The organism is Gardnerella sp. DNF00354, from assembly GCF_049262755.1.
Classification (GTDB): domain Bacteria; phylum Actinomycetota; class Actinomycetes; order Actinomycetales; family Bifidobacteriaceae; genus Bifidobacterium; species Bifidobacterium vaginale.
In genome coordinates this window covers 804394-827758 of record NZ_CP058402.1, presented here as the reverse complement: position 1 = coordinate 827758, position 23365 = coordinate 804394, and the positions used below count along the sequence as shown (strand labels likewise).

Here is a 23365-nt window from a genome sequence, read left to right as displayed (position 1 = left end):
CAAACCTTCTGGATATCTGGAACTTTTGCGTAGCTTTCATCACCGAGATTCTCGATTTTTCTTGCTACTTCAGCGAATCACCATCAAAGATGCTGAGGTTCGCTTCATCCGCTGCAAAAAATCTCGAATCTCTACCTCACTTGCGCTCCGACCTGCCTTTTCGCTTAAAGCGTAGCGAGCAAACGCACTACATAGGATTGAGTCTAGGGCAAAAACCCTAGACTCAATCGTTTATGATTTGCTAATCAAACTGAGCAAATCACGCAGCCTGCTCTTCTTCCTTCTTGCGATTCTTAAGGAATACGAACATACCAGAGCCAACAAGACCGAGGCCAATAAGCGCAAAGATAATCACGCCAGCAGCACCAGTCTTTGGAAGGTTAAAGAGCCAGCTCTTACCGTCATTGCCTGAATCTGGAAGGTTCTCGACAGTAATAGTCTCCTCAGCCTTATTTTCATCAACCTTAATAGGATGAACATTAGGGTTACGAATGTATCCAGCTGGAGCAACAGTTTCCACTGCATAGAACTCTTCACCACGCTTAACGGAATAAGCTTCAGTTAAGCCAGTAGCTTCAGCAGTTGTCTTCTCAGCAAAGCCAGTAGAAGATGGAGTTACACAAGCGGCATCATACGCGGTCTTATCATCACCAGTGCTTGCACTAGTTTTACCAGACTTAATCGTATCGGTGCACTTCTGAGCAGCATCCTTAGAAGCGAACAACCTAAACTTTGCATCTTTCAAAGGAGAATTATCCTTAGAAGAAACCTTCTTGATTTTGAATGTAGCGAAATCTACCTTTGGATTATCTTTAGTCTTAACTTCGCTTGGAGTTGTTCCGGTATCATGAGATGGCACAATACCACCCTCGTTGGTAACAGAGTTCGTAGCAAGTGTAGTCGTAGCAGCAAGTTTGAACGTCAACTCAACAGTTACCTTTGCAGCCTTGCCAACACTTGCATTTGCGGCAGCTGCGAGCTTTTTACGACCCTCATCAGTGAACGTGATTTCAATCTTCTTCTTACCACCAGCAACGTCAGTAGGTGTTCCAACTGTGTAATCTGTGTTTGGTGTAAGATCAGCGCTTCCTGCCTTAACCTTCTTTACAACATTATCATAGCTTTCAAAGTACTTATCTGGCGCAAGATCGAAGACACTATAGCCCTTGAATTCATCTGCAACACGATCTGAATCAGTAGCCTTAGCCTTAACCTTATCGAGGTCTGCAGTAATGGTGTAGGAAATTTCATCTCCAGCACCTACAGTCTTCGTTGTATCCTTAGTCTTCTTAACGCTATCAGCGATATTAACGTTCTTAGGATCAACGAACGGAGCATAGTTGTACTTGGTCTCTTTATTGCTACCAGTAGTAATCTGCTGAATCATTGGCAAAGTCATATAGAATGGCCTAGTCTCCGCAGCAGAATAACCTTCAGGAGCCTTGGTTTCCTGAACCTGATACAAACCAAGTGGAAGATCCTTAAACCTTAAAACACCACTATCGTTTGTATTGCCACTTAATTTACCATTTGTACCAAATGCATCATCAGTTACTACGACACCAGTTTTGTTCGTATTAAGATCAGCAGCCGCCTTAGCAACATCTACCCAAGAGTCATACTTGGTCAAATCAAGGTCTTTGCTGTTGACAGACTTAACCTTCTTAATAGTAAATTCAGCATCCTTAACAGGAGTTTCCTTCTTCTGGTTACCATCACCATCGGTTTCAGACTTCCACTTGTAGATGGTGATTGAGCCAGATTTTGGAGCATCAGTCATCCATGGAGCTGATTTGTAGTCACCAGCTTGCGAATCTGTGTTCAAACCAGTTGTACCCTTTGCCACGGTTTTATCAACACTTGGAGTAGTATCAGCCCAAGCGGAGCTGCCAGCAACCACGGCGCCAGCAACGCACAGCGTGCCAGCCATCGCGAGCGAGGCCACCGCGGCCACGCACTGCTTTGTTATCTTATTCATAATTTCTCCTTGTTTGTTTTGTTCTTGCGAACACTTTGAGAGATATATGTTATGTTTTGTGTTGCGCACGGTCGGCGGAGTCATCGCAAAGCCGCATGAACTCTGTCGGCGGCTACGATTTGCGCCGCGCGCAGCAAGATTAAATCCGAACCATGCTTCGGCATAATTGTCGTTACTATGTAACGTCACTATGTAACGCGTAATACCGTTGCCAGCACATGGAACGTTGATACTGCAGTTTTTAAGCTGCAGAAAATTTTCATCAGCATCGCCACCTTTCGCTACGTCGCCTTAAAGCGCAAAGCTTTTTGGCAGTTTTGCAGATAAAATCTTTAATCAGTGTCTTACGCAGCAACGCCTCAAGCATCGCGCGCCCCCACTTGGTCTGATCAAGGAAGAACCCAGCCGCCATAGCGCCCGTGCCAATCACGCACACCACGCTCAGCAGCATATTCCAGTTCACGCAATCTTCCCCGCCCGTCTTCGGCAGCTTAAATGGCTCTACAACATGCACCTTAAACGATATACGCTCCCAATCAATATGTGCCTTAACGCTAGAGAAATCAATACTATTCATATTGTTGGCTGTATAAGCACCATTCTCAATAAGATTGCTAGTGGATGCGGTATTAAAAATCCTCAGAGCTGCTGGCTTCAAAGCAAATGCTATGCAATCATAATCGCCAGTTTTTGCTGGAGCACCTACGATTTTTTCTTCTCTACGCGCAACAGCATTTTCTATGCTTCCATCTGCGGTGCCGTTGTGAGTAAAACCATACAAAACATGATTTGCACTGCACTCGCCGTTTTCTCGGCACTTTCTTTGCTGTTCATCGTTAGCAAAGTTCCATTTAGCAGACCCCTCACCATAATTGTTATCTAAATGAATATTCAGCGTACTATTAAGACCGCGGCTCCACTTGTTTTCGCCAGATTTAGTGCACATCATGCGCAAACTAATTTCACTCTTATCTTTAACACTCCACGCTTGCACAAATGGATTTCTAAGAAGATTTAATCCATTCATTACGTATAGAGAATTGTAATAGTTAAGAGGACTATCAGTATCTTCTGACTTGCGCAATGTCATATGCAAATCATTTCCAGGATTGACCAAGCCAGTAACTTTAACCTTCGCATACACCGGCTTGCCCTGATTTCCAGAATCCTCATCTTCCGACGTTGAACCATCAGGGTAATGAACAATAACTGGCGTTACGTAATCTGTAGCACTAATGGTTACATCTGGATGGAATGTCACTTCGCCAGAAGTATTATGACTATCAGGCTTACTACCTTTCTGCTTCGCCATAAAAGACCAATTAAGAGGATCTTTACTGTCTGTAGCTTTACCATACTTCTTAATCTCAAACCAAGTGCCATCAGGCAAATCCGCAGGATGATCAGAATCACCCTTCACGTCATCCTGATCATCGGTAGCACCGTTAGATCCCTTAACGCTCTTAGGCTTTGCAGCTACTACTTTGTTACCAGCCTTAACACTCACATCCACATACTTCGGATTATATAAGTGAGCTTTAGATAGAATGTGTATTGGTATTACACGATACTCGTAGTCAACACCTTTAACAGCAAAATTCTTGTCATCAAGCTTCCATTGGAATCCATCAAGAGGATCAGTGTCACTTGGTTTTGCTTTTTTATTTTTATCTGGATTAATTGACTTAATAGCATCATCAAAACTAGATAATAATTTGCTTCCCTGCTTAATCGCGTAAACTACGCACTCGTAGTCGCCGGATTTGTTAGCCTTGCCAGTAAGAGAGGCACGCGTACGCTCAGTCGTATCACGGGAATTACCATTAGTCACATAATCGTCATACAAAAGCTTTGCGTCGCACTGTTTTTTATCCCCATAGCACTTATGCTGCTTTTGAGGATCTTCCTGATGATCCCAAATCTTTGGCTTCTCCATAGTAATGCCAGCAATACCATTAAAAGTGTATTCAGACGTAGTATCTTCATTATCCTTGTGAATAATCTTATGGCATATTGTTCTAAGCTCGATTTTGCCAGACTTATGTGTAGACCATAAGTTAAGACGGCGAGGATGACTATTGTTGAGAGAATCGCCCTTATTAATCGTAATAGTCTTATCATCCCAATTACCACTGTTAAAATTGTTCGTTACATCAAAATGTAAATCGCCAGGTTTAAAGTCGTGTGGTACAACGTTTACTTTCGCATACACTGGGTTACCATTATTACCAGAATCTGGGTCTCGCGAAGATGAACCATCTGGGTAATGAACAACTACTGGAGCATTATCACTCCTATTAGTGCTAATCCACCTATGAGGATGGAAAGTCACATTACCAAACTTGCCTTTAGGGCTCTTAGCTGTTTTCTTACCGCTTTCACTCTTTACATTATCGTCATCATTTTCAAAGAAAGCATAGTTAAGAGGTTTAGCTCCATTAGGCTTTCCATTCTTCGTGTACTGCTTAAACTCGAACCAAGTACCGTCTGGCAAAGGCTCATTGTCTTTCACATCATCCTGATTATTCTTTGCACCATTAGCATTCTTAAAACTCTTTGGCAGACCAGAAGTCCCCTCTTCTCCAGCCTGTAGCTTTTTAATATCTTCATACTTTGGGTTGTAGTAATGAGACATAGAGTTTACTTCAAAATTAAAATCTTTATGCGTAACCGTAGGAAGATTCTGCGTAAAAGAGGAATAGACACTTGCTGCGCCAAGAGACGTAACAGCACCATCAAGATTAGCAGCAAAATCAGCGCTTCTATCCTTACGCAACGCGTATACTCTACAACCAAACTTGCCATTTTCGCTTGGAGTGCCACTTATAGCAGCACGTGAACGCTCAGTAGTACTACTAGATTCCCAACTATAAATATATTTATTAAATTGGCAACTACTCCCATTTTTACCAGCGTTTTTGCACTTATTATCATCATCTGTACTGGCGTGAGTGAATTTGAAAGTTTCACCAAGAGATAAACCATTGAAATTATTCTTTTGCGGCTTCAAAAATGTAAAATCACTCTTTTTTCCACCATTCTTTTTGTAACAAATAGCGCGAAAATCAATTTGTCCGACTCCCTTGTTACTCCACGAATCTAGCATAACTTGTGGGTCTATAGGAACAGTTCTAGCAAACTTTAATACTTCATTTGAGCCAAGCGGATTGTATGTAGGTCCGCCATCGTACTTTTGAAGATTATCTGGCTTAGTCCACTTATGAAAATCTAAGTGTAAGTCTTGATTTGTAAGAGAAAGTTTCTTCACTTCAACTGGAGCGTATACAACGTTTTTATCAAGATCTTTTTTATCAAACGTCTTGCTTTTAAAATCAACACTTTTATCAACGTTTCCAGCATCTTCATCTTCGGAAGACGATCCATCTGGGTAAGTTACAACAACAGAAGTTTTATTTTTTTCTCCGTTTTCTGCATAGCCTGGAGTGAAATACACTCTACCTGCTGTTCCTTTATTTCCAGACGTAATTTTTTCATCATCTTTTTTAATTTCAGACCAAGATAATTTGTTACCAGGAGTAATCTTCTGATTATCTTTTCCTTTATAATTCTTGCTCTCATAGTATTTACGTATTTTAAAAGTAGTACCGTTAGGCAGGTCTCCACTTTTAATAAACTCGTAATTCTTCTTGCTGGGATCCTTAACACTTTTAGGAGGATTGCTAATACCAGTCGATGTAGGTTCCACATCCTTCAAAGTCTCGTAATGTGGATTGTAAATGGACGCTTGCGAAACGACCTTTATTTTAGTATCGTGAGTAAATTCTTTTGCATTTTTATGTTTACAGTTATATGACCCAGAATTAGGGTATGAGATTTTTGTGTGGAATGTAATAGTCTTATTTCTATCCTCTTTTCTAGGATTATACGTTAAGTGACCTGTATTAGGATCAATATAGACATAGCCTTCAGAAATATCATTAGGAGAATTTGCAATTTTAATAGTATTATCCGAAATACCAGTAATAGAATATTTTATTCCAAGATCAGAAGGCAAATCAGTGGACGTACGACCATCATATACAAAGCTACCTTCGGAACTATTACCTTTCCAATGACCTGTTTTAATATAAGGCTTCTCAGTTATTTTACGACCATACGTAGTAATTGGAACATTATCCTTACCATAATCTTTGAGCATAGATTCATCAAATTGAGGATAAAGTATATCGTCAGGAGACTTAGGATTCATATTATGATGATGCTCAACAGAGTCAGGAATACCATCACCATCAGTATCAAATGGGCCAGAAACAACAAAACGAGTCTTAAGCTCTTTAGCTGAAATCCAGCCAGCAGCAAATGTAAGCAATAACGGATTTTGATTGCGATCAACTATTGCACTAATAGTCCAACGATGACTAATAGTAGAATCATCTTTCTCTTGAGAAATAAAGACTCGAGAAAACTTATTTTCTCTTTTCCACGCATAAACCTCACACATGTCATAATCATTTGCGTATTTGCCTTCAACACCAGCGCCTACGCCTTCAACTTTAGAGCCTGTGCCTGGACCAAGAGACTTAGCCCAGTCATGCCCTTCAAAGTTACTATCCCCTTTGTAGTAAGTCCAGCGCGATTTGCCTAAATCACCCATAACAAAATTTGCATAATCACCAGGATGATTACCAGGAAATTCTTTAGAAGATCGCGCCTTCTTCCAATCAAAATTCGAGACACCACCCCAAGTTTTTCGCACAGTAACCTCGCGATATATTGTAATCGATGAATCCTCAATTCCAGAAGGAAGCCAAGCATACAAAGTTGGTTGACCGCCATAAGCCGAGCCTTCAGAAGGTTGATTACCTTCAGGAAACTGATTCTGAGAAGCGGATTTCGCACCGATACCCTGGGAATTGAAAGTTACTGTCCAAGTTATCTTTTTTCTAGTTTCGCCATTATAATTTACATCTTCTATTGTTGGATATGGCATATTAATTTGATTTACAGCGTCACCAACCCACGAACCATTTGACGTCACATAACCATTGCCAGCATAATCCCACCAAACCTGTGCCGCATTCGCCTTATTCACCGGCGGCACGATGAGCATGGTTACTATGGTGGCGGCGGATACGAGCATTGCGAAGATCGCGCGGCGAAGAGTGTGAGATGGGCGTGCTGTGCGAGTGGTGGTGCTTTCGGCTACGTTGCTGGAAGTTACTGCGGTACTGGAGGTACTAGCAGTGCTGGAAGTAAGAACGGCTGCATCGCGCTCGCTGGTCTTATGCCAAGCCAAAGCGCGCGACGCAAGACGATCCACGCGTGATGCGAATCCACGGAACTTTGCTGGTAACATTTTCTCGCCTTCCTAATCCTCAACTGCCGCACAAGCCGCAGTATATCTCAAATTCCAACTCTCTAAATGTTAAACTTCAAACACTCAGCCTGCATACGATGCCGATGTACGGCAAATCAAAAACCTTGCTCACTCGCTACTACGAATGCAACTAACGAGGTCAAGCACAGGTAGCCGGTATAACATACCTGTATTCCATATATGCAGGCACGGTTGCCCAAAAAGCCTCTAACATTTATACCCCCCCCCCCATAGGAAAATTCAAGGAAAATTTACACATTTTTTAATATTCGTAAAAATTCCTAGATTCTATAAAGATCACCATAAAATACGTTAAAAATATATTGAAAACTTTATATTTTTCGCTTTTTTAGCATCGAAATTATCACACTCGGCGTGTCTTAAAACACAATATGCAGCACTTTGCATAATAAAACATACTAGATATAGGATTTTCAATAATAGAGATAAAGAGTCAAAGAGTTAAAGAGATAAAAAATGATGCAAAATCTTCTACATCTTCGCATTACACGTTTTAAAAGACTTTATACTTTTACCAGCCTTAATTTTCTCCAACGCTTTATACGCATCATCTAAAGTCTTAACGCTTACTACGTTTAAACCTTGCGGAATATTGCCAACCACCTCATCGCAATTGCTATTTGGCGCTAGAAACCATCTTGCACCATCTCTTTTAGCAGATATCATCTTTAAACGAATTCCGCCGATTGCTCCAACTTTCCCATTATTATCAATGGTTCCCGTGCCTGCTATTGTTTTGCCGCCAGCCAAATCTACGCCAGTTAGCTTGTTTAAAATACCCAAAGCATACATCATTCCTGCAGAAGGACCGCCAATATCGTCTATATGCATCTTAACTTTTACGTTTTTTATATTCACATTAAGATGTTTCTTCGCATAATCCAAAGCCGCCACTTGCGCAGAAGATTGCGAGGAAGTCATCTGCTTATTTGTTTCTTTTTTATAATCACTTGCATTTTGATTTACAGGTACTAACACCTCACGCGGCAAAATCTGCTTTTTTGAATCAAACCAAGATAAAACAGCATAAATATTTGGAATCTCATACCCTGGCACTCCAGACGTATTTACTGTGACTAAAAGCAATTTGCCACTTTTTGAATGCGATTTTAAACCCGAAGCATCTAAAGCAGCTTTTTTATTAGGATTATCTACGTTTATCACATATTTTCCAGAAGATTTTCCTAAAACGTCTTGAGTTGGTCCTGGCTCTTCAACAACATATGCGCTAGGAAGAAAAAGCACAATAATCGCAAGAATACCAATAATTAGTCCAATAAAATACTGCACGGATTTTGAAGAAAAATATTTAACAAAATAATTAAAAACCCTACTCATAAAACTTATAACAGTCATACATCCATTGTTAAAAACAGCAAATATCTTATTAGTCATAAGAAATAATTCTATACTCAAGCCATACGCATAACGGAATTAGGATTCATTTAAAATATTAAATTAAAAAAGTTACTTAAATTATTGATTTATTGAATGAAAATTGCCGTATATCAGGTAGAATCTGTAATAAGCTGCAAAAAGTCACGCTAATAGATGAATACGAAATAACGTAGAAAATATTAGATGACTTTTAACTAAGACTGTAAGGACTTAACTATGAGCGAAGAAGAAATTCACCAGTGGCTCGTCGACTGCTTTGGTTCTGAACAAGGCGAAAGAGCATGGCACAACTTTGAGAATCTTCCTTTTGACATACGCGAACACATCAAGGAAAGGTGTGGAATTGGAGGACTTCCAACACCAGGCGAAGTTCACGCCATGATGCAAGCTTTTTCTACAGGAGGGTTAAACAATCCTCTTGAAATGAGAGTGACACTCGAAGACGGTCCAATAAATAAAAAGCTTGCACAATCTATCGCTATTCAAAGATCAACAAGCGATGGAGGAACCGTAAACGCTGAAGTTGCGGACTGTGCCAGAAGAGCACTTAGCCAAGCAAACTTGTGGCTAGACACAAGTTGCAACTTAAATCCTGCGCCAGGAACACCAGATATTCTTTCTAGATCTGATTGGATTGAAGGAACAATAGATTCGTGGGTTAAGTTTGCAAACCCTGTTGCAAAATCTGTGGGAGAGGCTTTTACAAGCGTAATATCCGCAAAATTCGGCGATTCGCAAGATACAGAAGTAGATGGCATATACGATGGAATCATGCCAATTCCTATGCCAGATGAGGTAAAACAACCTGACCAGTTTATGAGATTGCTCGGAAATACATCTTTTGCGATGCAACTAGGATACGCTGCTGGAGCATTATCTCACGATGTTCATGGAAGCTTCGATCAAGGTATAGCACTACTTAACAATCCAGCTGGAGGTCTTATTCCATACAATTGCATAGATTATGCAAAAACCTGGGGATTAGACGTAACAGAAGTTATGAATTATCTTGCCTTACGCGAACTTGCACACGCTCGCTTGTTTGCGTCTGTACCATGGCTTATGCCACGTTTTGAAGCTCTGATTATAAAGTATGCAGATGGTATTTCTATTGACTTAGATGCTGTAGAAGACCAGCTTAGAGATATTCAAGAAATGGATCCAGAAGCTGTTTCTGGAGCGGTAGATATTTCTAAAGTTGCAGATACAGAAACAGAGGGTCAAAAACAGGCTCTTAGAGGACTGGAAACACTTCTTGCTCTTACAGAAGGCTGGGTCGATTGCGTTATTTGGCGTGCTGGAATGGCACATATTCCACACATCGATCAACTTAGAGAGATGATGAGACGCGAGCGCGCTGCAGGTGGACCTTCGGAAATAACTTTTGAATCCCTTATCGGATTGAGATTAAGACCGCGCAGAATGCGAGAAGCTGCAGCATTATGGGATTCGATCACAAGCGAAAAAGGCATTGAGGAGCGAGACTCTATGTGGAATCATCCTGATCTTTTGCCTGATTTACCAGAGTCTCAGGATGAGGAAAGCGCAAGTGATAAAAAAACGAATACTACAGATGAAAATAGCACAGATAATAATAAGCAAATAGATTCTGCAGATTCTAAAAACAAAGATGAGGCAAGCAAATCCTATGAGGCTGATTCTACAGATAATGAAGAGTCGTCAGCTTCTAAGATTGATAACGACGAGTCTGAACATGAAAATTCTTATGAAAATAAGAAAAATGATAATGTTGAGGCTAATTCTGAAATTAATCCTGAGTCTAATTCTGAATCGGAAACTGAAACAAATAAAAAGTCAAAAGAATCAAGCATGAATATGCCTAATTTAGAAGACTTCAAGAATAGTGAAGATTTAGAAAAGAAACTCAAAGATGTGAATTGGGACGATGAATTAAGCAAATTGTTAGCATCTGATGACACGTCTGACGACGAATCTGATGACGCAAACAACAATGCTGACGAAGATTCAGATAACGGTGAAACTGATTCTGATTCAAATCCCGATTCAGATATAAATAAATAATAAGTGAATAATAAATGAATAATAATAAATAACAATAAATAAATAACAAATGAATAACAACTAAATAATAAATGAATAGAAATAATAAAACAGAGCGGAAAAACTTGCGATTTTCTTAGAATTATTTTAAACAAATTATTCTAAGAAATGACTTACAGTTCTTTGCATACCACTTCCATAATCCTTGCAAAGAGCGTAAGAAATATGCAAGGTTTTTTCCGCTCTTGTTATTGCAACATACATAAGTCTGCGTTCTTCTTCATCCTCATCTTCACTTCTACTAACAGAAGACCCAAAAGGAAGAAGACCTTCAGAACAACCAACCAAAAAAACGTGTTTAAACTCCAAACCTTTAGACGCGTGAATTGTAGATATAGTTACAGGAAGTAAAGATTTCTTAATTAAATCAACATGCTTCTTTTCGGAAACATTATCTACAAACTTATTATCTGTATCAGCAAAGGATAAGTCGCCAGCAACCGACGAATTGGAATTGCTTACTTCTGTATTATCTATATTATTATCAAGCACATCAGGTTGAAGACCAGCATCTTTTTTAACAGAAAAATGTAAGCCCAAGCTACCTAATGTTCTACAAAACATATTCTGCTGAACATTAGTGCGCGTAAGAATAGCAAAATCCGTAGGAAGCGCATCCCCCGATTTAACAGCTTTAGAAATCTGCTGAGCAACAGAAAGAGCCTCATCATAATCAGTATTATAAATACTTTTTGAAACGCGAGCGCCACCCTTAATATTCGATTTTAATTTTAAATAATCACGCCTACACGCAGATTGTGAAAGAACACGATTAGCAAGACCAACAATACGTTCTGTAGACCTATAATCCGTATTCAAACTAATATCCGCGTAGATTGGTGCAAATTCGTTTGGAAACTCAAGTAAATCGTAACTACTAGCGCCAGCAAAAGAATAGATGGTTTGTGCAGGATCTCCAACAACGCAAATATTGCGGTTATCGCCCAACCATAGTACAAGAAGCTCATGTTGCAATGGCGAAACATCCTGATATTCATCAACAGTAACCCAACCTATTAAACTACGAATCTGTTTAGCAGCATTAGGGAAAGATCTTAAAATATGACAGGTTAAAAGGAGCAAATCGTTAAAATCAATAAGATTACGCGTATTTTTTTCAATCTCGTACGCTTTATAAACTTCTACGAATTGTTTAACATCTAAGCCCGCAGGGAGTTCTCTATGAACGCAAGCATATGCTTTCGCATAATCATCTGGTGCAATAAGCGAAACTTTCGCCCAATCAATTTCTGAAATAATATCTCTTATTTGCACAGACGTCATATTTGCAAGATCTGTGTAATGAATCAATGCTTGCTCTGTAACTTCTTTAGGATCATCCATTATTCTTGGAAAAGGAGCTGAGCACACCGAATCCCATACCCTACGTAAATGTTTTAATGCTGCAGAATGAAAAGTTGCAACAGTTGCATTATTAACACCTAATTTTTTAAGACGTTCTTGCATTTCTTTAGCAGCCTTTACAGAGAAAGTCACCGCTAAAACGCGATTTTCATCCCATTCTCCTTTAGCACACGCATACGCTATTCTGCGTGTAATAGTGCGAGTTTTACCAGCACCAGCGCACGCCACAATGCGAACAGGACCATTTAACGCCATGGCTGCTGCACGCTGTGAATCATCTAAATCATTCAATAATGACTCTGGAGAAGAAATCATATTTCTATTGTTACAGCAAACAAAGAGAAAATAAAAGATTAAAACACAAATGTGGTTAAAGGTTATTTGACTATATCTCGCTGCTTTGTATTACTGTTGAACTGTGACACAGATAAGCAGATTCAAGTTGGTAGCGCTGGCCTCATCGGTCATGCCAGAAGTACAATTCGCCGGAACCCGCCAAAGTGAGCAGGCAAACGCCACCGATGCCGCTGCGGGAATATCTCATGCCGTTATTCAAGACGTTTCTGGTAACCTTTATGACATTTTTGTAAGCTCCGAGGAAAAAGGGCAAAAACGCTTACACGACAGAGCGAGAGCAGCATGGGTGCTGCAAAAAACCAAAGGACTTGCAGCTCTTGGATTTGCACACGAAGAAATGCTTAAGTTTGTTCCTGGCTCTCTTTCAAACCAGAACAATCAAAATACGCAAAATACAAAAACTGCGCAATCTGCACGATCTGCACAATCTGCTCAAGAAAATAACCAATCTGATTCAAACAGCTTATATGGCGAAAGACTTGGACAGGCAGATTTTAATAATCCAACAGTATTGATTTGCCCACATTTAAACGGAAGCGCTAGAGAATTAAGCCTTCTTACAACAGACGATTGCGTAAACGCTGGCACAGCCATGGGCGCGATTCACCGACTAAGTCCAGCATTTTTAACAAAAGGCGGCTACCCGACTTTTACTACTGGTCAGATTCGGGCACAATTAACATCTTGGATTAAAAGGCTACGTCAAGCTGGTCACATTCCTACTGAAATCACCGATAACTGGTCCAGAGTGCTTGAAACCGATGGATTGTGGGCATTTGACACTTGCCCTGTTCACGGCGGTTTTAAAGATGGAGATTTTCTATTTTCTGGATCTACGATTACTGCAATAACCAATTGGCAGAGCATGCAAATCAACGATCCTGCGCGAGATTTAGCGTGGATTTTTGCAAAACTTAATGAACAGCATAGGAATGCACTTCTTAGCGCTTACGGAAGAATGCTTGGAGCCAGATTAGACAGCATGATTATGCTTCGCGCAAACCTATGGCTTCAAATGGAACAGGTTGGCGACTTCGTTCAAGCTTTGCAGCGTGCAGATACAACTGGAATAATGCGCTTTAAAGCACAAGTAGAACGTCTTGCTCACGAGCTTACGCGTATAAACAATTCTAGAAACGCAAACGCTAATCAAAACAACAATTCAAGCACAAATCCTGCGTCTTCTCTAACAGTAGGAGATATAGTTAAAGACGATACTATTGAATCTTCTGATGCCACAAATGAGAGCAATATAAGTGCTAAAAGTCAGACAATTGCTTTAAACAGCAATAACGACAGCACGAGTGAAAACCCTACAAAAGTGAACTATTCAAATTCACAAGCGCAAGAAGATTCTTACAAAGAGTCTGATAATACGAATGCTACTAAAACTACATCTGTTGCTGATAATCTAGAAACACAAGTTATAAATAGCATTATCAATAACGCCGATAATAGTAACAAGAATAGTGACGGAAGCGTCGAAAGCAAGATCGAGAGCAATAACAGCATCGAAAGCAAAGATAACAATGTAGAAAATACTGGCGAAAATAATAATGAAGATTTAGATAAGCCAGCAACTATTATTATCCCAATGCTAAAAGATGCAGATCAAGCTATTAAAGATGCTAAAGACAAACTGAGTAATTCGTAAATGCTAAATATTAGATGCTAAATATTAAGTAAAATCAAAGAAACCAAGTATTAAAAGTATTAAGGTATTAAAAGTATCAAAAGTATTAAAGGAAACAAAATGAAGGTAACAATCGGAGTTAAACACGTAAACGACACTATCAGCTTTGAATCAGAACAAAGCGAAGAAGACGTGCAGAATATTATAACCAATGCAATCAAAGACGAAAAATTAATCACCATTACAGATAAAAATAACAGGAAAATTGTTGTACCTAGCAACTCTTTTGCCTATGCAATAATCGGAGATACCCCAACACACACTGTTGGTTTCAACGCATTGTAATTACAAAACTAGCGATTTAGGATTTTACTCACTACTTCGTCGCTAGTTGTTTCTTCACCAAGACTATTTGGTTTCCCGCTTCCGTGCCAATCAGAGCCGCCAGTAACAAGCAAATTCAAGTCTTTTGCTAATCCAAATAGTCTTTGTCTTTGCGTTAAAGAATTACCACGATGATACACTTCTAAACCATCGAGACCTAAACTAGCGTAATAAGCAATTTGAGAGTCTGAAAGAATAACAGGATTCCTACTATAATCCGCAGGATGTGCAATAACGCTCACTCCCCCAGCATGTTTAATGACTTTAATAACTTCATCAACGCTGGGAGAAGGCGTAGGAATGTAATAAGGTCCATGAGGCGCTACTGGCCCTGCAAAAGCCTGAGATCTTGTTTCAAAAACACCTGCAGCAACCAATGCATCGGCAATATGCGGTCTGCCAATAGTAGTCAGATTCCCTTTACCTGCTTGATCAAGAACATCTTGCCAAGTAATCGGAAAATCGTGCGACATAAGCTCCACCATTTTACGCGTACGATTTAAACGACGTTTCCTTGTTAAATCAAACATTTCAATAATGCACTCGTCGTTTGGATTATAACGATAAGCAAGCATATGAACAGATATATTACCTTCTACAGATGTGATTTCGGATCCAAAAATAACTGGAAAATCCGCAATCTTAGCAGCTTCTTTAAAATCACTCCAACCAGCAGTAGTATCGTGATCTGTAATAGCCACACCTTTAAGACCAATAGTTTTAGCTTCATTTACCAAATCTTCTGGCGACTTTGTACCATCGGAATAAAAGGTATGACAATGCAAATCCCAACCAGAATTATTCTCATCAGGGTTTGCAAAAAAATCAATATCAGCGCTAGTGCTAGTTACAGTCATACAATTATCGTAAACTGTGGCATGTAACGTTTATCTTATAAACGATTAATCCCTACATTATTAGCGTTTACAGGAGTACTTATGGATAGCTGTAATTCACAAACAGAACTCACTAATATAAATGAGCTATCTAAAACGGAAAACGATGTAGACGGAAAAACACTTTGCGAAACAAACTCATTAAAAGGCTGGAGACATTCTGCTACTTGGGTTTACGCTATTATGCTAGTTACTTCTGCAATAGCCCTTCTAACATCTCTAATATTATCTTCTGAGACTTTAGCTCTTGCGCGCACACCGCACAAAGCGCTTGGATGCGATATAAACACTCTCGTATCATGCTCTAAAGTAGCTCAAACATGGCAAGCAGAATTCATACGATTTGGCGAGCTAAGCTTCCCTAACGCCTTCTTTGGAATAGCAGCCGAAAGCGTATTTGTAACACTTGCTGTAATTGGAATAGCAAAAGTAAAACTTCCAAAATGGCTAGCGATATTTAGTTGGGTAGGCGGATTATGCGCACTCTTGTACGCGTATTGGCTGTTTTCTCAATCAATGTTCGTAATACAAGTTCTTTGCCCATGGTGCTTAGTACTAATGTTTTGCACTACTCTACAGTTCATGTCACTTAGCCATGCAACAGTTAGCGCGCAAGGAATTGGATTAAAAAATAAAATTCTAAACGCGTACTACAGAATTAACTACGATTTAATCGTAGACTCACTATGGATATTCGTAATCGTGCTATTAATTTTAAGCAAATACGGTCATGCTATATTTAGTTGGATCAAAATCTCATACAACTAAATTCATCACATATTTCATCACATATTTATAAGCTGCAATTTAAATTAAAGTTATAATCAGCAGTCACTATTAAGCAGAGATTGCGATAGCTTAGCAATACGATCGCTTGAATCGGAGTTAGTGAGCACAACACTCCCCTCGTCATCTTTATCCGCAAGAAGATTCATTGAATCTAACACGCTTTTAAGATGATGAATAGTGCCAGCATTACCATCTACAATCTTCACGCAATCAGGCAGAAACTCGCGAAAATAACTTTTATAAAACACAAAATGAGTACAACCTAAAACAACTGAATCAATATTGTTTAAATCATAAGAATCAAAATACTTATGCAAAGCACTCATAACAATATTTTTATTGCCTAAATCACCATTTTCCACAATTTCTACCAAATCTGGACAAGGCCTAGAAAAAATTTGGTGATCTTGCGTAAAACGATTCATAAGTTCCGCAAACTTGCGCTCTTTAAGCGTTAAAGGAGTAGCCGCAACGATCACGCGCTGAGGCTTGCCGCCACCTAAATCGCAAGCAAGCTTAAGAGCAGGCTCCATGCCAATAATCGGCATACTATAATGCTCACGCAAATCTTTAACAGCAGCAGAAGTGGCAGTATTGCAAGCAATCACAATAGCTTTAACATTAAGACTTGCAAAATGCTCAACAATCTTAAAACTAAGTTCACGCACTTCTTGCGGAGTTTTTATGCCATAAGGCGCGTTTGCAGAGTCGCCAAAGTATATAATGCGCTCATTTGGCATTGCTTCTCGAAGCTCACGAACTACAGAAATGCCACCAAGCCCTGAGTCAAACACACCAATTGGAGCGCATGAAGTCATAAAAACCTCCTAATAGACTCTTATTATGTTACTTTTTAGCACAAACATAATCATTGCAAAACAGCATCAATAAGACTGCGCGTGTATGGATTTTTAGGTAAACGCAATACATCTTTAACGCTTCCCTGCTCAACAATCCTTCCGCCTTTTATAACACTAACTTGGCTAGCAATGCGGCTTACTAAAGCCAAATCATGCGTTATAAACAAGCACGAAAAGTTGTACTGCTTTTGCAAGCTACTTAAAAGATTTAGGATTTTCAGGCAATGATTTGCATCTAACGCCGAAGTTGGCTCATCTGCAATAATCAAAGAAGGACGATTTATTAACGCTCGCGCAATGCCAACTCGCTGTTTTTGGCCGCCAGAAAGCTCGTGCGGGAACCTGTTTATTAAGCTTAATGGCAAATGCACTTGATTAAGAACAAGCTCCACGCGCTTTTTGCGCTCTTCTTCACTAAGACTTTTATTGACAATAAGAGGCTCAGCAATGCTCCAACCTACAGTTTTTAAAGGATTTAGCGCCGAGCCAGAATCTTGAAAAATGAACCCAATATTGCTTAAAATCTTGCGATTTGCGCGCTTTTTGCAATCGGAGTATAAATTAAGACCCTCTATGCTTATGCTGCCAGATTCTGGCTTAAGCTGACCAGAAATAAGCTTTGCAATCGTTGTTTTTCCAGCACCAGATTCACCAACCAGCGCATGCGTTTTCCCCCTTAAAATATTAAGGTTCAAATCACTTATTGCGTATTTAGAAGAGTTGAAAATTTTAGAATACTTAGCATATTTAGCAGAAACATTTTGAATGTTTACGCAAAAATCGCCAGCCTCCGAATTAGTTGATTCGCTAGCTAAATTACTAATATCAAAATCAACAATAGAGTCTAAAAGAGAGCGCGTATAGCTGTTTTTAGGATTAGAAAACACATCTTTAACTAGCCCACTTTCAACAATACTGCCACTGTTCATAACATAAACTGTGTTTGCAACAGCCTTAACAACGCTCATATTATGCGTAATAATCAAAACCGCAATATTATGCTTTTTAGCTAAATCGCGCAAAAGCTGCAAAATCTTACGCTGAGTTGTAACATCCAAAGCTGTTGTAGGCTCGTCTGCAATAAGCAAAGAAGGTCGATTAATAATTGCCATTGCAATCATTGCGCGCTGAAGCTGCCCTCCAGAAAGTTCGTGCGGATAAGACCTATAAACGCGATTTACATCCTTTAGGCCAACCTCGCTAAGGGAATCAAGAACTCGCGATTTTTTAGCGCGAGCGCTCGTCTTGCCAAACTTTTCGGGATGATATTTTAATGACTCTTCAATTTGCTTGCCAATACGCATAACTGGATTAAATGCGGTAGATGGCTCTTGGAATACCATTGAAATAAGCCCCGAACGAATATAAGAATACGAAGCATTATTGCTTAGTAAATCCAAACTGTCATTAGCGCTTGTATTAATAACCGCTTTGCCAGAAACACTAAAATCGCCTGGAAGAAGACCCATTAACGCCAACGAAGTTAAGGACTTTCCCGAACCAGATTCGCCAACCAGCGCACTAATTTTGCCCGCATATAAGTTTAAATATACGTTATGCGTAATCTGATTTTTGCCAATCGCAATAGACAAGTTACTAACGCTAAGCACTGGGTTTTCGCGATTTTCCAACATTTTCTTAAATCCTTTTCTAGTTTCTAAGCGAAACTCGCGCATAGTTTGGATAAGCCGGGAAAGACCAAACAAAGAAGTTTTCCACATTGCTTCCGTGAATATAAGTGTTCTTAGAGTAAATAAGCGGAACGATTGGAGAATCGCGCATAATCTCTTTATCAACCTGCTGCCAAAGCAAATCTGCACGCGACTTATCTATAACGCCAACAGCTTGGCGAATCAAGGAATCCACTTTTGGATTCGAATAGCGAGATATATTCCAATTGCCGCCGCCTATTTGCGAAGAGTCAAAAAGCGGGCCAATATTTGCATACGCAGAAGGAAAATCAGGCTGCCATTTAGACAAAGCTAAATCGTAGTCGCCAGAATCGCCAGTAATCATATCGGTAAAAATCTGCGAATCCACAGTTCGTATAGAAACATCAATTCCAACGCGCTTTAAGCTTGCTTGAATAGAAGATGCCACTTGCGCCTGATCTGGGCGAGCAATAAGACTAAACTTTAGTTTAGATTTACCCGATTCCTTCAATAATTGTTTAGCCTTTTCTACGTCCCCACGCGGATTTGCAGAATAGAGATTATAGACTTTGCGCTCGCTTACGCCTGGAGTAATAAGCGTTGTTGCAAAACCGCCAGCAACCGCACCGCCCTTTGCTCGCTGATACGACTGCTTATCTACAGCGTACTGAATCGCCTTTCGGATCTTAACATCTTTAATACGGCGATTGTTCATGGCCAAATATTCCAACGCTCCGTCACCGCTTGTAACTAAAAGATTGCTCGACTTGTAGCTTGCTTTAGCTTGTGCGCGCTGAGCTGGAGGCACAAAATCTGCAAGAATAGCATTGTCTGCGCCAGAATTGCCTTGAATCATAGATTGGGCAGCAACAGAAGGATCAACACCAAGCTTCCAAATTATCTTGTCTGGGTAATTAGCTCGAATTGAATCCGCGCTGGAATCCCAATTAGTGTTTCTAACCATAACAATTTGCTTGCCAACTTCGTTTTCAACAATTTTGTACGGTCCAGAAGCAACTGGGCTTTTACCATAATCCTGCGCATTCCCAGAATTTAACGGAACGGGAGAAAAGGCCGCCAAAGACGCAACCCAAGGCCAATTAGCAAAAGCAGCATTTAGTTTAAAAATGATTGTTTGATTGTCTGGAGTTTCAATCGAATCCAAAGATTTGCCACTAAACGGACCGGCATAGTCTTTAGCGCCTTCCAAAAGCGCTTTGTGGTAACCGAATCCGCCTGTAAGCGAGTTTGCAAAAGAACGCTCAAGACCATATTTAATATCTTTAGACGTTATTGGGCTTCCATCCTGGTATTTAATGCCTTTTTTAAGAGTGTACTTCCAAGTTTTTCCGCCGTCTAAAGCAGTTCCCGTATCTGTTGCTAAATCGGCAACAACACGCGTTTTGCCACTTGGCGTTACTTTCCACGTTGTTAAAGCGCGGAAAACTAGGCTATTAGAGGTTATTGGCAAACCCTGACTTCTTGCAGGATCAAAATCCATTTTTGATTCAGAGCTTAGAATCGTAAGCGTTCCGCCCTTTTTTGGATTGCTATTAAGCACAGAAGCATTTGGTAGTCTTCTTTGTAGGTTTTGACCACTTTGCACAGCAGATCCGCAAGCAGAAAATGCATAAACCAGCGAAAACACTAGAATTACAGCAATTGCTCTTAATGTATTTAGAGCAAAACCGCGATTAAATTTTTTGATGATTTGATAATAATTTTGTGTATTTTGCATGATTTTTCCTTAATTTTTTATAAAGTTATAAAGTTATTAAAAATTTTTATTATTGTGATTTAAAGAAGACTTTAGTAGCGACTTTAGTTGCAACCTTAATGGCGATTTTGTTGGCGATTTTAATCGCTCACTAATCACCACTTTAAAGGGCGACTTTAGCCGCTCTAGGATCAAGCAAACAATAACAGACGTCAACAATAAGATTTGCAATTATTACAAGAGCGGCCGAAAACAGCGTAACTCCAACCAAAACTTGCAAATCAAAAGTCTTAACAGCGTCTAAAAGAAGCGAACCCAACCCGTGCATAGAGAACACACGCTCAGTTATAACCGCTCCACCAAGAAGACCGCCAAGATCTAAACCAAACATTGTAAATATTGGTAAAATCGCATTTCGCAAAGCATGATTTACTACAACATGTGAATCGGGCATGCCCTTTGCTCTTGCAGTTCGCACATAATCTTTACCAAATTCCCTAATCATTGTAGAACGAGTAATGCGCGCATAAAAAGCGCCATTTATCAACGCTAAAACAATCCAAGCGAGTAGCAGATGCCAAGCCCAGTCAAAAGGATTAGCAAAGAAGCTAACATATCCACCCGTAGGAAAAACGGGAATGTAAACCGCAAAAGCAATAATCGCCAGCAAACCAATTAAGTAGGTAGGAGACGAAATACCAATCGAAGATATTGCTACAATTAAGCGGTCAATCCACGAATCACGCTTAACCGCTTGCAAAACGCCTGCAAATACGCCAATTATCATCCACAAAACAGCAGCGCCAATGGCGATTGATGCTGTAACTGGAAAACGACTAAAAATCAAACCAGTAACAGGCTCATTAAGCGCAAAAGACCATCCTAAGCAAGGAGCCGCGCAAACAATTGCGCTGGCAGATGCAGAATCGCCAAAAGTACGACCAACAAAAATACCCTGCAAATAGTTAAAAAGCTGACTATACCAAGGCAAATCAGTTCCCATAAACGCAGAAACTTGTGCTAAACGCTCAGGCGTGCAAGGTTTGCCGCACATAAGCTGAGCAGGATTTGTTGGAGTCATAAAGAAAATCAAAAACATTGCCATTGCAATAACAGCAATAACAGCCAAAGCGCTTGCAACGCGCCTAATAATGTAAAGAAAAACGCTCATGCTGCTATCTCCATTTTTGAAGAAAGCCAATCGCCCAGCATATTAAACCCGAGCGCAAGCAGTGACAAAGATAAACCTGGGAATATTAAATACCACGGGTCTACCAATGCCCACTGCACTGCGTCGGATATTGAGCGTCCCCACGAAGGCGAAGGCGGATTCATGCCAACGCCAAGAAATGAAAGTGCCGCTTCGAGTGCAATACGGCCTGGTATAGAAAGTGTTGTATTAACAATGATTATTGGAAGCATGTTTGGCAAAATCTGATTGCGCAAAACATGAAAAGCACTAGCGCCCATAACTCTAGAAGCCACAGCAAAATGGCGATTTTTAAGGCTAAGTGTTTCGCCGCGAACCAATCGCGCCATACTAGGCCAACCAAAAAAGCCGATTACAAGAGTTAAAAGAAGCGGACGCGGGAAAGTTTGAGGCACAATCGCAGAAAGCGCAATCGCAAAGATTAGGAACGGAAACCCAAAGAACACGTCCATAATGCGAGAAATTGCAAAATCAACAAAACCACCAAAATAACCAGCAATAACGCCAATTACAACGCCTAAAGCAACGGAGATCGCAGTAGAAGCTAAGCCAATTCCAAGAGAGATTCTTGAGCCGTGAGAGATGATTGCAAATAAGTCAATTCCGCGCAATGGCGTTACGCCAAACCAATGTTTTGAGCTTATTCCGCCTATGCCTGTAGGCAACGAAGAATCCGATAAAACATCGGGATTTTCGCTATATGGATCATTACCTGTAATAAGAGTAAAAAGGTCGGCAAAAATCGCCAATAAAACAAACAGTGATATTATTGCAATTCCAACAATTGCGGTAACACTTGATAAGTCGCGCTTACTACGCGAATAAAATACACCGCCCCTTTTCATCGCCACTCATTTCGTTACCTGCACTTTCGTATTGCAATTTTTCTATAAAACTAACAAATACAAACATGAATAAATTTGTATTATTGTCATAACGAATTTATAGGAAGGTGTGGAAGTGAGAAAAATCGGAGTGTCGCATTGCTTCTATATAACCTCTAACCACAATGCGTAAAAAATCTAGGAAAGCTAACTTAAATCACTTACGATACCTAATACAAAACAACAACCATTAAAAATAGTTTCAATTGATGCTATTTTACGTTAAAATAAACGATAGAAGGTGAGTATGAATTTTGAGTACGATCCTGCAAAAAGCTTAAAAAATTTAGCTAAACACGGTATCAGTTTCAAAAGAGCCCAAATACTATGGAACAATGAAACAACTGAAATTAAATCCAAAAATTCAGGCAATGATGACTCTCGCTACTTAGTTTTTGGAAAGATAGACAGCAAACATTGGACTGCAGTAATAACAAAAAGAAATAATCGAATTCGTATTATTTCTGTAAGAAGATCGCGCAAAAAGGAGGAACAATATTATGAAAAACACAACAAAAAATAAAGAAATAAGCGGAAAAGAAATTGATAGAAAATTCGATAACGGTGAAGACGTACTTGAATACTTTGATTTAGAACATCCAATTATAGAGAACCACTCGAACGAACAAAAGCACGTCACTTTTATTATGCCTGAATGGATATTGAGAATAATGAGATTATTTAGAGTAGCTACAACGCGGTAGTCAAATAAAACTAGAAATAAAACTAGAAATAAAACAAAACGTGCCGACGTATGAATCATACAACGGCACGTTTTTTTGTTTAGTTAATTAGCTGTTA

Annotated in this window: 16 protein-coding genes; 6 read left to right on the top strand and 10 right to left on the bottom strand. The window is 39.7% G+C overall.

Going from position 1 to position 23365, the window contains the following annotated elements; all coding sequences use genetic code 11:
- Nucleotides 1-259: 259 nt before the first annotated feature.
- The 3 genes from HXT24_RS03265 to HXT24_RS03255 all read right to left on the bottom strand — a co-directional run bounded on the left by HXT24_RS03265 (nucleotide 260) and on the right by HXT24_RS03255 (nucleotide 8732).
- Nucleotides 260-1978, bottom strand: coding sequence for a SpaH/EbpB family LPXTG-anchored major pilin (locus HXT24_RS03265; RefSeq protein ID WP_422119165.1), 1719 nt, complete (start codon nucleotides 1976-1978; stop codon nucleotides 260-262).
- Nucleotides 1979-2240: 262 nt separating this feature from the next.
- Complete coding sequence (locus tag HXT24_RS03260) at nucleotides 2241-7295, bottom strand: Rib/alpha-like domain-containing protein (protein ID WP_422119164.1); 5055 nt, start codon at nucleotides 7293-7295, stop codon at nucleotides 2241-2243.
- A 513-nt stretch (nucleotides 7296-7808) separates the two neighbouring features.
- Nucleotides 7809-8732, bottom strand: a complete 924-nt coding sequence (locus tag HXT24_RS03255) for a PDZ domain-containing protein (protein ID WP_422119163.1) — start codon at nucleotides 8730-8732, stop codon at nucleotides 7809-7811.
- Nucleotides 8733-8951: 219 nt separating this feature from the next.
- On the opposite strand from HXT24_RS03255, the gene HXT24_RS03250 reads away from it, so the two are divergent.
- On the top strand, nucleotides 8952-10778 hold the full coding sequence (locus HXT24_RS03250) for a zinc-dependent metalloprotease (protein WP_422119162.1): 1827 nt from the start codon (nucleotides 8952-8954) through the stop codon (nucleotides 10776-10778).
- Between the two features lie 135 nt (nucleotides 10779-10913).
- Here HXT24_RS03250 and HXT24_RS03245 read toward each other — a convergent pair whose 3' ends face one another.
- Nucleotides 10914-12497 (bottom strand): ATP-dependent helicase, encoded by a 1584-nt coding sequence (locus HXT24_RS03245; protein WP_422119161.1) that lies wholly within the window; start codon nucleotides 12495-12497, stop codon nucleotides 10914-10916.
- Between the two features lie 151 nt (nucleotides 12498-12648).
- Between HXT24_RS03245 and HXT24_RS03240 the strand changes: the two genes are divergently transcribed.
- Together HXT24_RS03240 and HXT24_RS03235 are read left to right on the top strand one after the other, a co-directional pair.
- Nucleotides 12649-14193 (top strand): phosphotransferase, encoded by a 1545-nt coding sequence (locus tag HXT24_RS03240; protein WP_422119160.1) that lies wholly within the window; start codon nucleotides 12649-12651, stop codon nucleotides 14191-14193.
- A 99-nt stretch (nucleotides 14194-14292) separates the two neighbouring features.
- Nucleotides 14293-14517, top strand: a complete 225-nt coding sequence (locus HXT24_RS03235; RefSeq protein WP_004112344.1) for a DUF3107 domain-containing protein — start codon at nucleotides 14293-14295, stop codon at nucleotides 14515-14517.
- 8 nt (nucleotides 14518-14525) lie between these two features.
- Here the strand turns inward: HXT24_RS03235 and HXT24_RS03230 are convergent, their stop codons facing one another.
- Nucleotides 14526-15413 carry a PHP domain-containing protein gene (locus HXT24_RS03230; protein WP_004122250.1) on the bottom strand — a complete coding sequence of 296 codons (888 nt, stop codon included), beginning with the start codon at nucleotides 15411-15413 and terminating at the stop codon, nucleotides 14526-14528.
- Nucleotides 15414-15494: 81 nt separating this feature from the next.
- Here HXT24_RS03230 and HXT24_RS03225 point away from each other — a divergent pair, with 81 nt between their 5' ends.
- Complete coding sequence (locus tag HXT24_RS03225) at nucleotides 15495-16220, top strand: vitamin K epoxide reductase family protein (RefSeq protein WP_422119597.1); 726 nt, start codon at nucleotides 15495-15497, stop codon at nucleotides 16218-16220.
- A gap of 56 nt (nucleotides 16221-16276) precedes the next feature.
- Here HXT24_RS03225 and murI read toward each other — a convergent pair whose 3' ends face one another.
- From murI to HXT24_RS03200, 5 genes are all read right to left on the bottom strand, one after another.
- Nucleotides 16277-17059: a glutamate racemase gene (murI, locus tag HXT24_RS03220; protein ID WP_415683963.1), complete on the bottom strand. Its 783-nt coding sequence runs from the start codon at nucleotides 17057-17059 to the stop codon at nucleotides 16277-16279.
- A 50-nt stretch (nucleotides 17060-17109) separates the two neighbouring features.
- Nucleotides 17110-18735 (bottom strand): ATP-binding cassette domain-containing protein, encoded by a 1626-nt coding sequence (locus HXT24_RS03215; RefSeq protein WP_422119596.1) that lies wholly within the window; start codon nucleotides 18733-18735, stop codon nucleotides 17110-17112.
- A 16-nt stretch (nucleotides 18736-18751) separates the two neighbouring features.
- Complete coding sequence (locus tag HXT24_RS03210; RefSeq protein ID WP_422119595.1) at nucleotides 18752-20491, bottom strand: ABC transporter substrate-binding protein; 1740 nt, start codon at nucleotides 20489-20491, stop codon at nucleotides 18752-18754.
- Between the two features lie 142 nt (nucleotides 20492-20633).
- Nucleotides 20634-21641 (bottom strand): ABC transporter permease, encoded by a 1008-nt coding sequence (locus HXT24_RS03205; protein WP_004124746.1) that lies wholly within the window; start codon nucleotides 21639-21641, stop codon nucleotides 20634-20636.
- Entirely contained in the window at nucleotides 21638-22525 is an 888-nt protein-coding gene (locus HXT24_RS03200; protein ID WP_422119603.1) for an ABC transporter permease, read from the bottom strand. The genes HXT24_RS03205 and HXT24_RS03200 overlap by 4 nt, the downstream gene beginning before the upstream one ends.
- A 286-nt stretch (nucleotides 22526-22811) precedes the next feature.
- Here HXT24_RS03200 and HXT24_RS03195 point away from each other — a divergent pair, with 286 nt between their 5' ends.
- Together HXT24_RS03195 and HXT24_RS03190 are read left to right on the top strand one after the other, a co-directional pair.
- Nucleotides 22812-23087, top strand: coding sequence for a BrnT family toxin (locus HXT24_RS03195; protein ID WP_004124743.1), 276 nt, complete (start codon nucleotides 22812-22814; stop codon nucleotides 23085-23087).
- Complete coding sequence (locus HXT24_RS03190) at nucleotides 23065-23268, top strand: hypothetical protein (protein WP_004124740.1); 204 nt, start codon at nucleotides 23065-23067, stop codon at nucleotides 23266-23268. The genes HXT24_RS03195 and HXT24_RS03190 overlap by 23 nt, the downstream gene beginning before the upstream one ends.
- Nucleotides 23269-23365 lie beyond the last annotated feature (97 nt).

Bases quoted from the DNA above. Each gene is read 5' to 3' on its own strand.
- HXT24_RS03250 (WP_422119162.1), top strand. From the start codon at position 8,952: ATGAGCGAAGAAGAAATTCACCAGTGGCTCGTCGACTGCTTTGGTTCT.
- HXT24_RS03240 (WP_422119160.1), top strand. From the start codon at position 12,649: ATGCCAGAAGTACAATTCGCCGGAACCCGCCAAAGTGAGCAGGCAAAC.
- HXT24_RS03255 (WP_422119163.1), bottom strand. From the start codon at position 8,732: ATGACTAATAAGATATTTGCTGTTTTTAACAATGGATGTATGACTGTT.
- HXT24_RS03215 (WP_422119596.1), bottom strand. From the start codon at position 18,735: ATGTTGGAAAATCGCGAAAACCCAGTGCTTAGCGTTAGTAACTTGTCT.
- HXT24_RS03230 (WP_004122250.1), bottom strand. From the start codon at position 15,413: ATGACTGTAACTAGCACTAGCGCTGATATTGATTTTTTTGCAAACCCT.
- HXT24_RS03260 (WP_422119164.1), bottom strand. From the start codon at position 7,295: ATGTTACCAGCAAAGTTCCGTGGATTCGCATCACGCGTGGATCGTCTT.
- HXT24_RS03225 (WP_422119597.1), top strand. From the start codon at position 15,495: ATGGATAGCTGTAATTCACAAACAGAACTCACTAATATAAATGAGCTA.
- HXT24_RS03265 (WP_422119165.1), bottom strand. From the start codon at position 1,978: ATGAATAAGATAACAAAGCAGTGCGTGGCCGCGGTGGCCTCGCTCGCG.
- HXT24_RS03200 (WP_422119603.1), bottom strand. From the start codon at position 22,525: ATGAAAAGGGGCGGTGTATTTTATTCGCGTAGTAAGCGCGACTTATCA.
- murI (WP_415683963.1), bottom strand. From the start codon at position 17,059: ATGACTTCATGCGCTCCAATTGGTGTGTTTGACTCAGGGCTTGGTGGC.
- HXT24_RS03190 (WP_004124740.1), top strand. From the start codon at position 23,065: ATGAAAAACACAACAAAAAATAAAGAAATAAGCGGAAAAGAAATTGAT.
- HXT24_RS03210 (WP_422119595.1), bottom strand. From the start codon at position 20,491: ATGCAAAATACACAAAATTATTATCAAATCATCAAAAAATTTAATCGC.
- HXT24_RS03245 (WP_422119161.1), bottom strand. From the start codon at position 12,497: ATGATTTCTTCTCCAGAGTCATTATTGAATGATTTAGATGATTCACAG.
- HXT24_RS03235 (WP_004112344.1), top strand. From the start codon at position 14,293: ATGAAGGTAACAATCGGAGTTAAACACGTAAACGACACTATCAGCTTT.
- HXT24_RS03205 (WP_004124746.1), bottom strand. From the start codon at position 21,641: ATGAGCGTTTTTCTTTACATTATTAGGCGCGTTGCAAGCGCTTTGGCT.
- HXT24_RS03195 (WP_004124743.1), top strand. From the start codon at position 22,812: ATGAATTTTGAGTACGATCCTGCAAAAAGCTTAAAAAATTTAGCTAAA.